Below are 12,241 nucleotides of genomic sequence, written 5' to 3' on the forward strand. Positions count from 1 at the left end.
CGCGCAACAACGGTACAATTATGAGCGACACCGCAGAAAAATTCGACTATTCCTCGACCCTCTATTTGCCGCAGACGGATTTCCCGATGCGTGCCGGCCTGCCGCAGAAAGAACCGGAAACGGTGAAGCGCTGGCAGGAAATGGGCCTGTATAAAAAGCTCCGCGCCTCCGCCGCCGGTCGCGAGAAATTCGTGCTGCATGATGGCCCGCCCTATGCCAACGGCAACATCCACATCGGCCATGCGCTGAACAAGATCCTGAAAGACGTCATCACCCGCTCGTTCCAGATGCGCGGTTTCGACGCCAATTACGTGCCCGGCTGGGATTGCCACGGCCTGCCGATCGAATGGAAGATCGAGGAAGCCTACCGCGCCAAGGGCAAGAACAAGGACGAGGTTCCGGTCAACGAGTTCCGCAGGGAATGCCGTGACTTTGCGGCTGGCTGGATCAAGGTTCAGTCGGAAGAGTTCAAGCGTCTTGGCATCGAGGGTGACTTCGACAATCCCTACACGACGATGAACTTCCACGCCGAAGCCCGCATCGCCGGTGAACTCCTGAAGATCGCAAGAAGCGGCCAGCTCTATCGCGGTTCCAAGCCGATCATGTGGTCGGTTGTCGAGCGCACGGCGCTGGCGGAAGCCGAGGTCGAGTATCACGACGTTGAGAGCGACATGATCTGGGTGAAGTTCCCGGTGAAGGATGCTGCGCCCGCTCTTTCCGGCGTCTCTGTCGTCATCTGGACGACCACGCCGTGGACCATCCCCGGCAACCGCGCCATCGCCTTCTCCTCGCGGGTCGAATATGGCCTGTTTGAAGTCGAAAGCGCGCAGAACGATTTCGGTCCGCAGCCGGGTGAAAAGCTGATCTTCGCCAGGAAGCTTGCCGATGAGGCTGCTGCCAAGGCGAAGGTGACCTTCAAGTTCGTGCGCGATGTGAAAGCTGAAGAACTGGCCGCCATCACCTGCGCCCATCCTTTGGCGTCGCTTGGCTACGATTTCCCGGTTCCGCTTCTCGATGGCGACCACGTCACCGACGATGCAGGCACGGGCTTCGTGCACACCGCGCCGAGCCATGGCCGCGAGGACTTTGACGTCTGGACCGCGCATCAGCGTGAGCTGGAAGCGCGCGGCGTTTCGCCGGCCATCCCGTTCCCCGTTGGCGATGACGGTTTCTACACCGAGGACGCCCCCGGTTTCGGCCCGTCTGCCGAAGGCGGTGCGGCCCGCGTCATGGATGATAACGGCAAGAAGGGCGATGCCAACGAGCGCGTCATCAAGGCGCTGATCGCGGCCAACAACCTGTTCGCGCGCGGCCGTCTGAAGCACAGCTATCCGCATAGCTGGCGCTCCAAGAAGCCGGTGATCTTCCGCAACACGCCGCAGTGGTTTGTCTACATGGACAAGGAACTCGGCGACGGCACCACGCTGCGCTCGCGTTCGCTTGATGCCATCGACCAGACCCGTTTCGTTCCGGCATCCGGCCAGAATCGCCTGCGCGCCATGATCGAAGGTCGGCCCGACTGGGTTCTGTCGCGCCAGCGCAGCTGGGGCGTGCCGATCGCGGTCTTCGCCGACGAGCAGGGCGAGGTTCTGGTCGACGAGGCTGTCAACGCCCGCATCCTCGAAGCCTTCGAGGCTGAAGGTGCGGATGCCTGGTTTGCCGAAGGCGCCAAGGAACGTTTCCTCGGCAATGACCATGACCACGCCAAATGGCAGCAGGTCATGGATATCCTCGACGTGTGGTTCGATAGCGGCTGCACCCATACCTTCACGCTGGAAGACCGCCCGGACATGAAGTGGCCGGCGGATGTCTATCTCGAAGGCTCGGACCAGCATCGCGGCTGGTTCCATTCGTCGCTGCTGGAAAGCTGCGCGACGCGTGGCCGCGCGCCCTATAACGCCGTCGTCACCCATGGCTTCACCATGGACGAGCAGGGCCGCAAGCAGTCCAAGTCTCTCGGCAACGTTGTTGCACCACAGGACGTGATGAAAGAGTCCGGCGCGGATATCCTGCGACTTTGGGTCATGACGACGGATTATTGGGAAGACCAGCGTCTGGGCAAGGCCATCATCCAGACCAACATCGACGCTTATCGCAAGCTGCGCAACACCGTGCGCTGGATGCTCGGCACGCTTGCCCACGACAAGGGCGAGGAGATCGCCTATGCCGATCTGCCGGAACTGGAAAAGCTGGTGCTGCACCGCCTGTCCGAGCTGGATAAGGTCGTGCGCGATGGCTACGACGCCTTCGACTTCAAGAAGATCGCCCGCGCCCTGATCGATTTCGCAAATGTTGAGCTGTCGGCTTTCTACTTCGACATCCGCAAGGACACGCTTTATTGCGACGCGCCGTCGTCGCTGAAGCGCCGTGCATCGCTGTCGGTCATCGCCAAGCTGTTCGATTGCCTCGTCACATGGCTCGCGCCCATGCTGCCCTTCACCACTGAAGAAGCATGGCTTTCGCGCTATCCGGATGCGGAATCGGTGCATCTCGCCCAGTTCCCGGAAATTCCGGCGGAGTGGAACAACGACGCGCTGGAAGCGAAGTGGGAGAAAATCCGCAAGGTCCGCACGGTCGTCACCGGTGCGCTCGAAGTGGAACGCCGTGAAAAGCGTATCGGCTCCTCGCTTGAGGCAGCGCCCGTCGTGCACATTGCCGACGCCGATCTTCTGGCGGCTCTCTCCGGGCAGGATTTTGCCGAAATCTGCATCACCTCGGCCATTTCGGTGGTCGGCGATGAAGGCCCTGCCGATGGCTTCCGCTTGCCGGAGGTCGCAAAGGTCGTGGTCGAGCAGAAGCTGGCGGAAGGCGCAAAATGCGCACGCTCCTGGCGTATCACCACCGATGTCGGTTCCGATCCGGACTATCCGGAGGTTTCGGCCCGTGATGCGGCGGCACTGCGCGAGCTTGCCGCGCTGGGATGATTTAGAGCTGCTGCGCATCGTTCCTGTCGAAAAATCGATTTCGAGTTTCGGGCCGATGCGCGAGGAAAATGGCCGGATGAATTGCGCTTTAGCTCTTCATCCGGTACACCTGCCTGAAAATGGCCGGATTTGCACGGCAATGCGGGCTACCGCCTGCCGAAAGACGATGTCTGGCGCAATGGGACGGACGGCTGGAAGGGTTTTTATGAAGACGATGAAGGCTTTTGGGCAGGATAACGCGCAGGGTTTGAGCATGTTCCGCACGGTTGCAGGTATCACGGCGATAGGCGTGCTGCTCAGCGCCTGCATGAGCCCAACCTATGGCACGGGTAAGACGGCGGCAGAACAGCTTGTAGACGACCTCGGCAACGCGACTTCGATCACCGGCAACGATCAGGAAAAACGCAACCTGAAATACAGCCCGCGTCCCGGTCTGGTTGTCCCCGCTCAGTCCCGCGCCGAGCAATTGACGACGCCGCAGCAGAACATGGCCAGCCGCGAAAACAACCCGCAATGGGTCGAATCGCCGGAAGAGACCCGTGAACGCCTGCGTGACGAGGCGGATGCCAATAAGAACAATCCGCACTACCGCTCACCGCTGCTTGCTGGCAACGGCACGGCCGGCCAGATGACCGAAAGTCAGAAATGGGAAGCCTTCCGCAAGGCCAAGGCAGATGCCCAGGGTGGCTCTGTCGTCAACGCCCAGCGCAAGTTCCTGACCGATCCGCCGCAGGAATATCGTAGCGTTCCGCAGGATCAGCTGACTGACCTCGGTGAGCCGGAGCAGAAGAAGGAAAAGCGCCGTAAGAAAGAAGCGGCGATGGCAAACACCGGCAAACCCTGGTGGAACCCCTTCTGATAAAATGAAGGGCTTATGGCCTGCGGGAAAGATTGCATCTCCCGCCGGCTGCTTATTCGTCGAGACGTTTCTCGCGAAAGAATTTCCGCAGAATTTCAGCACTTTCGCTTTCCGCCAGCCCCGAATAGACATCAGGCGCGTGGTGGCATGTCGGCTGGCTGAAGAAACGCACGCCACTATGCACCGCGCCGCCCTTCGGGTCTTCCGCACCGTAATAGAGACGACGGATGCGGGCAAACGAGATCGCCGCCGCGCACATGGTGCAGGGTTCCAGCGTTACATAGAGATCGGCACCGGGCAGGCGTTCCTGTTCCAGCGCCTCGCAGGCCATGCGGATCACGGCGATTTCGGCATGCGCCGTCACATCGTTCAATTCACGTGTGCGATTGCCGGAACGGGCGATGACGCGACCGTCCAGAACCAGGACTGCGCCGATAGGAACCTCCTGCCGCTCACCGGCGGCACGGGCTTCCGCCAGCGCCAGTTCCATGAAATGCGTCCTTTCGGCCATTGCGTTTCAATTTCCTCTTAACCCTTGTGCTTGGACCTGATAGGACAGCCCAAACAACAGGCAAACAGCAAATGACTTTTAAAGACAAGCCGAAGCGTGACGGTGGCAAGACTTTTAGCCGCGACAAGAAGCCGAAAGGCCCCGGCAAGCCCGCCGCAGAGCGTGAAAAGAAACCGGTAGAAGCCAAGGCGGCTCCGGTGCAGGAAGCCGTTATCGGCACCAAGCCAGAGCGCATTTCCAAGATCATGGCGCGCGCCGGCGTTGCCTCGCGCCGCGATATCGAGCGCATGATCATGGAAGGCCGCGTGTCGCTGAACGGCGTCAAGCTGGACACTCCGGTGATGAATGCGACGCTTTCCGACAAGATCGAAGTGGATGGCATGCCCATTCGCGGGGCTGAGCGCACGCGCCTGTGGCTTTACCACAAGCCCGCTGGCCTGGTGACGACCAATTCCGACCCGGAAGGCCGCCCCACCGTTTTCGACAATCTGCCGGGTGAATTGCCGCGTGTGCTCTCCATCGGCCGCCTCGACATCAATACCGAAGGCCTGCTGCTGTTGACCAATGATGGCGGTCTCTCGCGCGTGCTCGAACTGCCGACAACCGGCTGGCTGCGCCGCTACCGCGTGCGCGCCCATGGCGAGGTCGATCAGGCCGCGCTCGACAAGCTGAAGGAAGGCATTGCCGTCGACGGCGTGCTTTATGGCGCTATCGACGCGACGCTCGACCGCACCCAGGGTCACAATGTCTGGATCACCATGGGTCTGCGCGAAGGCAAGAACCGCGAGATCAAGAACGTGCTCGGCGCGCTCGGCCTTGAGGTCAACCGCCTGATCCGTATCTCCTACGGCCCGTTCCAGCTTGGCGATCTGCCCGAAGGCAAGGTGCTTGAAGTGCGTGGCCGCATGCTGCGTGACCAGCTTGGTCCGCGCCTCATCGAACAATCCGGCGCCAATTTTGATGCGCCGATCTACGATGCGCCTGTCGCCGACGATGAAGAAGAAAACACGCCCAAGCGCGCGCCCCGGTCCGAATGGGCAAAGAGCGACACGCCGGAAGGCAAGCCGCGTTTCGACAGGGCTGCCGGCAAACCGGAAGATCGCCGCGAAAAGGCGCTCGGTCGTCTCGACACCAAGCGCGGTGACAAGCCAGCCGGCAAGTTCGGTGGCAAACCTGCCGGGAAATTCGGCGCGAAAACCCGTGGCGAAGAGGATGGCGAAGAACGCCGCCCCGCCCGCCCGCCCGCGGGCACCAGCCGCACGGCCAATGTCTGGATGGCGCCCGGCGCAAAGCCCACCCGTGATGGCAAGGAGCGGAAGTCTTCTGCCCGCGCGGAAGCGGAAAGCCTGTTCAAGAAGCCATCCGCCCAGGCGGAAGCGCGCCGCAATGTCGTCAGGCATGCCGATTCCGAGGGCGAGTGGATCCGTTCGGATTCCCCGCGCGAAGAAGAAGGCGGTCGTGGACGTGGCGACGGCCCGCGCGGCGGAAAGAGCTTTGGAGATCGCGGCGGGAAATCCTTCGGCGACCGCCCGTTCCGTGACAAGCCGCGTGAAGCGGGAGATCGCCCGCGTGGCGACGGTCCTCGCGGCGAGAAGAGCTTCGGAGATCGCACCGCACGCGGTGGAAAACCGTTTGGCGACCGTCCGTTCCGTGACAAGCCGCGTGAGGAGGGTGATCGCCCGCGCAGCGACCGCCCACGCGGTGAGAAGAGCTTCGGAGATCGCACAGCGCGTGGTGAGAAACCTTTCGGTGAGCGTCCGTTCCGCGACAAGCCCCGCGAAGACGGTGATCGCCCACGCGGCGACCGGCCTTTCGGTGACAAGCCGAGAGGCGCAAAAGCGGGTGGAAAACCCGGCGGCAGGCCCGCATCGGGCAAGCCTTCCTTTGGTAAACCGGGTGAACGTGGCGAACGTTCGGGTTTTTCAGGCAAGGGCAAAGGCCCCGGTGGCGGTAGCGGCCCCGGCGGCGGCAAGCCGGGCGGCAAAGGCCCGGGTGGCAAACCTTCTGGTGGCAGGGGAATGACACGTAATGCGGATCGTAGGCGGTGAGTTCCGCGGCCGAAATCTGGCCGCGCCGAAAACAAATTCCATTCGTCCGACAATCGACAGGACACGGGAAAGCCTCTTCAATATTCTGAGCCACGCCTATCCGGAAAGTCTTGACGGTACGCGCGTTCTGGACGTTTTTGCCGGAACGGGCGCGGTCGGGCTGGAGGCGCTTTCGCGTGGCTGTCGTGTGGCGCTCTTCGTCGAAAACGGCGTTGAGGGCAGGGGGCTGTTGTGGGAAAATATCGATGCGCTGGGGCTGCATGGGCGTGCCCGCATTCTGCGGCGTGACGCAACCAAGCTTGGCGGCGTCAACAATATCGAGCCCTTCGATCTCCTGTTCGCCGATCCGCCCTATGGCCAGGGCCACGGGGAGAAGGCATTTGCCGCCGCCCATGCTGGCGGCTGGCTGGCACCCGGTGCGCTCGCCATTCTGGAAGAGCGCGGCGATGTTGTGGTCCATGTCGAGCCGGTGTTCAAACCGCTCGAAAGCCGCATCTTCGGCGACTCGAAAATGCATTTCTACCGCTACGAGCCCTAGAGCATTTCCAGCAAAAACGGCCCCCGGTTTCCGTGCGGAAATGCCACAAAACAAAGAGTTAGAGTGTTTTCGCGATTTGAAGAAAAGCGAAAACGCTCTGACGGCAGCACTTTCCCGTCACGTCACGGTCTTGTCTTGTTTGCCGAATAGGCAGAGGCTTTGCCGTGGAAAGGGTCTTGGGTATTTGGCATGGAGCAGGGTGTAAACGACAGCGTGACAATGGTTCACGCCGGGCAAGAGGCAATCGATGCCAGCCGCGAGAGCGGTCATGAGCCGACATTCGGCCTGGCGCTCGGCGGCGGTGGCGCACGCGGCATCTGCCACATCAACGTCATCGAGGCATTCGACGAACTAGGCATTCGCCCGGTCGCGCTTTCCGGCTCCTCCATCGGCTCCATCATCGCAGCAGGCATGGCGGCCGGCATGAGCGGCAAGGAAATCCGCGAATATACGCTTGAACTCATGGGGCGGAAGGGTTCGGTCGCCAACCGTCTCTGGAGCCTCGGCCCCGCATCCATGCGCCATGCGGTCGATGGTTTTCGTCTTGGCCAGTTCAATCTCGAACTTATTCTGCACGCCTTGATGCCGCAGGCCCTGCCGAAGGATTTTTCCGAACTTGCCATTCCCCTGAAAGTGGTGACCACGGATTATTATGCGCAGACCGAAGTGGTGGTGGAAACCGGCGAGATCATTCAGGCGCTGGCGGCTTCTGCGGCTATTCCGGCTCTATTCATGCCGGTGCGCGTCAACGGCCGCATCATGATCGATGGCGGTATCTTCAATCCTGTGCCCTATGAGCATCTGATGGATCAGGCCGATATCATCGTCGGCATCGATGTGGTTGGCGGCCCTGAAGGTGACGGCACCACCATGCCGAACCGGCTGGACAGCCTGTTCGGCGCCAGTCAGCTGATGATGCAGGCGGCCATTGCCCTGAAACTCAGATTGCGCCCGCCGCATATTTTCCTGCGCCCACCGGTGCACCGTTTTGGCGTGCTGGATTTTCTCAAATCGGAAGAAGTGCTGAACGCTTCCGCCGGGATCAAGGATGATCTGAAACGGCAGATCGAAATGCAGGTGGAACTGTTCCATCGCGGGCAGGGCGTGGAGGCGTGAGCAGTACTCCTTGAGTATTCGCTATGGGCGAGCGCGTGCCGCTTAGTGGGAGACTGCTATTTCACCCTCGTCTTCGTCCTCTTCTTCCTCGCGCTTTTCCACCTTGTTCTTCGGCTTCATCAGTGGCTCGGGCTTCACTTCGCGCACCGGTTTGTTGTGCAGCATCTGCCTGCCTGCGGCGAGCCCTTCCACGGCCTGTAGCTGCAATCTCTCCTCGTCGCGCTCGCGTATGTCGTCGGAAATGGCAAGCGCCCTTTCGCCGTCCATGTCCAGCCCTTCCAGAATGCGGCGGCCAAACAGCAGGCCGGATTCCAGCGTCTCGCGGATTTCGTATTCCACGCCCTTTTTCCTGAGATCGAGGGAATGAATGCGGTCATAGGAGCGGGCATAGATGCGCACGCTTGGAAATTCCGACTGGATCATGTCGATGATGTGGTCGGTGACTTCCTTTTTATGGGTGCAGACCGCAACGAGATCGGCGCGCTCTATGCCAGCCGCGATCAGCACGTCCTTGCGTGTACCATCGCCGAAAAAGATGCGGAAACCGAAGCGGGAAGCCTGACGCACACGATCGGCCGAACTGTCGATGACAGTCACGTCGCGCCCACCGGCAAGCAGGATTTGCGAGGCGATCTGGCCGAAGCGCGAAAAGCCGATCATCAGCACATCGGCGCCAGCACCGTCAAAATCCTCGTCCAGCGTGTCCTCATCGGCATCTTCCGCCGTCAGCCGGCGAGAAACCACTGCCAGCAGCGGCGTCAGCGCCATGGAAAGCGTCACGATGGCGACAAGGATGGAAGCCGTCGCCTGCGGAAACAGGCGGGAGGCGGCAGCAGTGGAAAACAGCACGAAACCGAATTCGCCGCCCTGCGCCAGCAGCAGCGCGATACGGCTCGATGCATAACGGGACGAACCGGCGATGCGGCACAGTCCATAGATTACGGCCGCCTTCACAGCCATCATCGCCGGCACGGCGATCAGGATGAGAAGAATGTGCTCGTAGACGATGTTGATGTGCAGCGACATGCCGACAGCCATGAAGAACAGCGCCAGAAACAGCCCGCGAAACGGCTCGATATCGGCTTCCAGCTCGTGCCTATAGGAGGATTCCGACAGCATCAGCCCGGCCAGCAGCGCACCCATGCCCATCGAAAGCCCAACCGCCTCCATGATGGCGGCCGCACCGATGACGACGAAGAGGGCGGCGGCGATCATCACTTCCCGCGCACCCGTGCGGGCGATGATCTGGAACATCGGCGTCAGCAGATAACGCCCGGCCAACACCATGCCCGCCACCGCGACAACGGAGGCGACGAGATCGTAGGCCATCGAATCCGTCGGCACGTCCGGGCGGTTGGAAAGAATGGTGACAAGGGCGAGAAGCGGTACGATGGCGAGATCCTGAAACAGCAGGATCGAGAAGGAGCGGTTGCCATGCCGCGTATTCATGTCGCCATCGTCTTCAAGAATCTGTAACGCAAAGGCGGTGGAGGAGAGTGCAAGGCCGAAACCCGCAACGAGGCTGCCGCGCGCGTCGATCAGCCCGGCCCACCAGGCAATCAATGCCAGCACGCTACCCGTCACCAGCACCTGCGCCAGCCCTAGCCCTAAAATATCGCGCCGCATCTGCCAAATGCGCGATGGCTTGAGTTCGAGGCCGATGATGAAGAGCAGGAAAACCACGCCCAGTTCCGAGACGTTGAAGATATCTTTCGCGTCTGTCACCAGATGCAGGAACGGCCCGATGACGATGCCCGCCACCAGATAACCGAGCACGGTGCCAAGGCCGAGTTTGCGGAAAATCGACGCCGCGATGACCGCGCCGGCCAGAAGCAGCAAGGGTTCGGAAAAGAGAGCGTCGTGCTCGGTCATGCTGGCTGACTTTCGAATATGGTGGCGACAAAGCCTTGCCGATGGAGAAAGCGGCGTTTCGCCCTTGATGCGGGGTTGATGGCACAATAAATGGAACAGGAATGAAAGGCCAACTCATGTCCTCAGAAATAGATTCTTCCAAACTTCTCGATCGCGCCAGCGAGCTCGTCGATCTTGCCCGCGCTGCAGGCGCGGATGAGGCGGATGCCGTCGTCGTCCGCTCTCGGTCGCAATCGGTCGGCGTCCGGCTTGGCAAGGTGGAAAGTACCGAATCCTCCGAAAGCGATGATTTTTCGCTTCGTGTTTTCGTCGGGCGGCGGGTGGCGAGCGTTTCGGCCAATCCCGGCTTCGACCTGAAGACCCTGGCGGAACGGGCGGTGGCCATGGCGAAGGTTTCGCCGGAAGACCCCTTTGCCTGCCTGGCAGACAGGGAACGGCTCGCGACCTCCTACGACGATCTCGAGCTTTTCGATGCGACCGAGGTCTCTACAGATCAATTGCGTGAGGCAGCGCTCGCCTCGGAAGAGGCGGCGCTTGCCGTCAAGGGCGTCAGCAATTCTTCCGGTGCTGGCGCATCGAGCGGCATGGGCGGCCTCGTCCTTGCCACCTCGCACGGTTTTTCCGGCAGCTACATGGGCAGCCGTTTTAGCCGTTCCGTCAGTGTCATCGCCGGCGAGGGCACGAAGATGGAGCGCGACTACGATTTCGACAGCCGCCTTTATTACGCCGATCTGGATGCAGCCGAAGAGATCGGCCGCCGCGCCGGCGAAAAAGTCGTGCGGCGGGTCGGTCCGCGTCAGGTCGACACCGGCAGCAACATCACCGTGGTTTTTGATCCGCGCATCGCGCGCGGTTTCGTCGGCGCCATTGCCGGCGCGATCAATGGCGCTTCCGTTGCCCGCAAGACCAGCTTCCTGCGCGACAGGATGGGGCAGCAGGTTCTGAAAAAGGGCCTTTATCTGACGGACGATCCGCAGATCGTTCGTGGCCCCTCGTCGCGGCCCTTCGATGGCGAGGGTGTACGGGGCGAGAAGATGACGATGATCGAGGACGGGGTGCTGAAGCATTGGTTCCTCTCTACCTCGGCAGCGCGTGAACTCGGCCTTGAAACCAACGGTCGCGGCGTGCGCGGTGGCACTTCGGTATCGCCGTCCTCAACCAATCTCGCGCTGGAGCCAGGCGATATTTCGCCGGAAGATCTGCTGAGGCACGTCGGAACCGGCTTTTACGTCACCGAACTGATTGGCCACGGCGCCAATATGCTCACAGGTGAATATAGCTGCGGTGCGAGCGGCTTCTGGATCGAGAATGGTGAAAAATCCTTCGCGGTTTCCGAGGTCACCATCGCTTCGAACCTGAAGGACATGTTCATGCGTGTCACGCCGGCTAACGATATCGACCGCAAATATGGTGTCGCAGCACCGACACTTGCTATCGAAGGCATGACGATCGCGGGCAAGTGAGGCGACCTGCGGGTTGTTTTCGCCAGCACTTTGTGTGCAAGTGCGAAGGGAAAAACAGGCGCGCCGTATGAGGCGCGCGGAAAAGACGGCAAAATGAACGATATGGCTGAGCCCCTCTGGGCTTCCGATCTGAGGCTGGTCCTCGAAGCCGCACGCAAGGCGGGCGAGACGGCCCTCGGTTTCTTCCGCAAGGACCCCGAGGTCTGGTGGAAGAATGGCGGGCTTTCACCGGTCAGCGCGGCCGATTACGCGGCAAACGAAATTCTCGAAACCATCCTGCGTACCGCCCGGCCGGAATATGGCTGGCTGTCGGAAGAGACGGATGACGATACGACAAGGCTTGCCCGCTCCACCGTCTTCGTCATCGATCCCATCGACGGAACGCGAGCCTTCATCGGTGGGCGGGATACCTGGTGCGTCAGCGTCGCGGTGGTGCATGAGGGGCGACCGGTCGTTGCCGCCCTTGTCGCGCCTGCACTCGCAGAGGAATTCACCGCACTTGAAGGCGGCGAAGCGCTGAAGAACGGCAAGCCGATTTCAGCCGCCCGCGAAAACACCGGCGTCTTCCATCTGGCCGCACCGGAAGACGTGATTACGCATCTGCCGGAAGAGGTGCGCAGCACCGTCAAGCGCATTCCGCATGTGCCCTCGCTCGCCTACCGGCTGGCGATGGTGGCGGATGGCCGCATCGATGGAACGCTGGTCAAGGCGAACTCGCACGAGTGGGATCTGGCCGCCGCAGACCTTATCCTCGAAAGAGCAGGCGGCAGTCTGGTCGGACTTGATGGAAAACCCCTGATGTATAATCGCCGCGAGGTAAACCACCCCGCATTGTGCGCTGCAGCAGAATATGCGCTTCCCGCGCTTTTGAAAGCGTTTTCACATCTGTCCGATGGTTGACGTTTGCCGG

Annotated in this window: 9 protein-coding genes; 7 read left to right on the top strand and 2 right to left on the bottom strand. The window is 61.2% G+C overall.

The features are described 5' to 3' along the window. Positions 1–20: 20 nt before the first annotated feature. Both ileS and CRO62_RS21050 read left to right on the top strand, forming a co-directional pair. Positions 21–2,924, top strand: coding sequence for an isoleucine--tRNA ligase (gene ileS, locus CRO62_RS21045; protein WP_097101640.1), 2,904 nt, complete (start codon positions 21–23; stop codon positions 2,922–2,924). 205 nt (positions 2,925–3,129) lie between these two features. Then, positions 3,130–3,783: a hypothetical protein gene (locus tag CRO62_RS21050; RefSeq protein WP_097101642.1), complete on the top strand. Its 654-nt coding sequence runs from the start codon at positions 3,130–3,132 to the stop codon at positions 3,781–3,783. Positions 3,784–3,835: 52 nt separating this feature from the next. On the opposite strand, the gene CRO62_RS21055 is transcribed toward CRO62_RS21050, so the two are convergent. Further along, positions 3,836–4,294: a nucleoside deaminase gene (locus tag CRO62_RS21055; protein ID WP_097101644.1), complete on the bottom strand. Its 459-nt coding sequence runs from the start codon at positions 4,292–4,294 to the stop codon at positions 3,836–3,838. 71 nt (positions 4,295–4,365) lie between these two features. Here CRO62_RS21055 and CRO62_RS21060 point away from each other — a divergent pair, with 71 nt between their 5' ends. The 3 genes from CRO62_RS21060 to CRO62_RS21070 all read left to right on the top strand — a co-directional run bounded on the left by CRO62_RS21060 (position 4,366) and on the right by CRO62_RS21070 (position 7,996). Next, on the top strand, positions 4,366–6,342 hold the full coding sequence (locus CRO62_RS21060) for a pseudouridine synthase (RefSeq protein ID WP_097101646.1): 1,977 nt from the start codon (positions 4,366–4,368) through the stop codon (positions 6,340–6,342). Beyond that, a complete protein-coding gene (gene rsmD / locus CRO62_RS21065; RefSeq protein ID WP_097101648.1) occupies positions 6,323–6,880 on the top strand; it encodes a 16S rRNA (guanine(966)-N(2))-methyltransferase RsmD in 558 nt (185 codons plus the stop codon). Before CRO62_RS21060 ends, rsmD begins: the two co-directional genes overlap by 20 nt. 189 nt (positions 6,881–7,069) lie before the next feature. Next, positions 7,070–7,996 (top strand): patatin-like phospholipase family protein, encoded by a 927-nt coding sequence (locus CRO62_RS21070; protein ID WP_013635561.1) that lies wholly within the window; start codon positions 7,070–7,072, stop codon positions 7,994–7,996. Positions 7,997–8,038: 42 nt separating this feature from the next. Here the strand turns inward: CRO62_RS21070 and CRO62_RS21075 are convergent, their stop codons facing one another. Beyond that, the gene (locus CRO62_RS21075) at positions 8,039–9,868 is read right to left on the bottom strand and encodes a monovalent cation:proton antiporter-2 (CPA2) family protein (protein WP_097101650.1); all 1,830 of its coding nucleotides are present in this window, start codon (positions 9,866–9,868) and stop codon (positions 8,039–8,041) included. Positions 9,869–9,984: 116 nt separating this feature from the next. On the opposite strand from CRO62_RS21075, the gene CRO62_RS21080 reads away from it, so the two are divergent. Together CRO62_RS21080 and CRO62_RS21085 are read left to right on the top strand one after the other, a co-directional pair. Continuing rightward, positions 9,985–11,331: a TldD/PmbA family protein gene (locus CRO62_RS21080; protein ID WP_097103180.1), complete on the top strand. Its 1,347-nt coding sequence runs from the start codon at positions 9,985–9,987 to the stop codon at positions 11,329–11,331. Between the two features lie 93 nt (positions 11,332–11,424). Further along, a complete protein-coding gene (locus tag CRO62_RS21085; protein WP_097101651.1) occupies positions 11,425–12,231 on the top strand; it encodes a 3'(2'),5'-bisphosphate nucleotidase CysQ in 807 nt (268 codons plus the stop codon). Positions 12,232–12,241: the final 10 nt, after the last annotated feature.

This window comes from Rhizobium sp. AN6A (assembly GCF_900215635.1).
Classification (GTDB): Bacteria; Pseudomonadota; Alphaproteobacteria; order Rhizobiales; family Rhizobiaceae; genus Agrobacterium; species Agrobacterium tumefaciens.

Bases quoted from the DNA above. Each gene is read 5' to 3' on its own strand.
- CRO62_RS21070 (WP_013635561.1), top strand. From the start codon at position 7,070: ATGGAGCAGGGTGTAAACGACAGCGTGACAATGGTTCACGCCGGGCAA.
- CRO62_RS21085 (WP_097101651.1), top strand. From the start codon at position 11,425: ATGAACGATATGGCTGAGCCCCTCTGGGCTTCCGATCTGAGGCTGGTC.
- CRO62_RS21075 (WP_097101650.1), bottom strand. From the start codon at position 9,868: ATGACCGAGCACGACGCTCTCTTTTCCGAACCCTTGCTGCTTCTGGCC.
- CRO62_RS21055 (WP_097101644.1), bottom strand. From the start codon at position 4,294: ATGGCCGAAAGGACGCATTTCATGGAACTGGCGCTGGCGGAAGCCCGT.
- CRO62_RS21050 (WP_097101642.1), top strand. From the start codon at position 3,130: ATGAAGACGATGAAGGCTTTTGGGCAGGATAACGCGCAGGGTTTGAGC.
- CRO62_RS21080 (WP_097103180.1), top strand. From the start codon at position 9,985: ATGTCCTCAGAAATAGATTCTTCCAAACTTCTCGATCGCGCCAGCGAG.
- rsmD (WP_097101648.1), top strand. From the start codon at position 6,323: ATGCGGATCGTAGGCGGTGAGTTCCGCGGCCGAAATCTGGCCGCGCCG.
- ileS (WP_097101640.1), top strand. From the start codon at position 21: ATGAGCGACACCGCAGAAAAATTCGACTATTCCTCGACCCTCTATTTG.
- CRO62_RS21060 (WP_097101646.1), top strand. From the start codon at position 4,366: ATGACTTTTAAAGACAAGCCGAAGCGTGACGGTGGCAAGACTTTTAGC.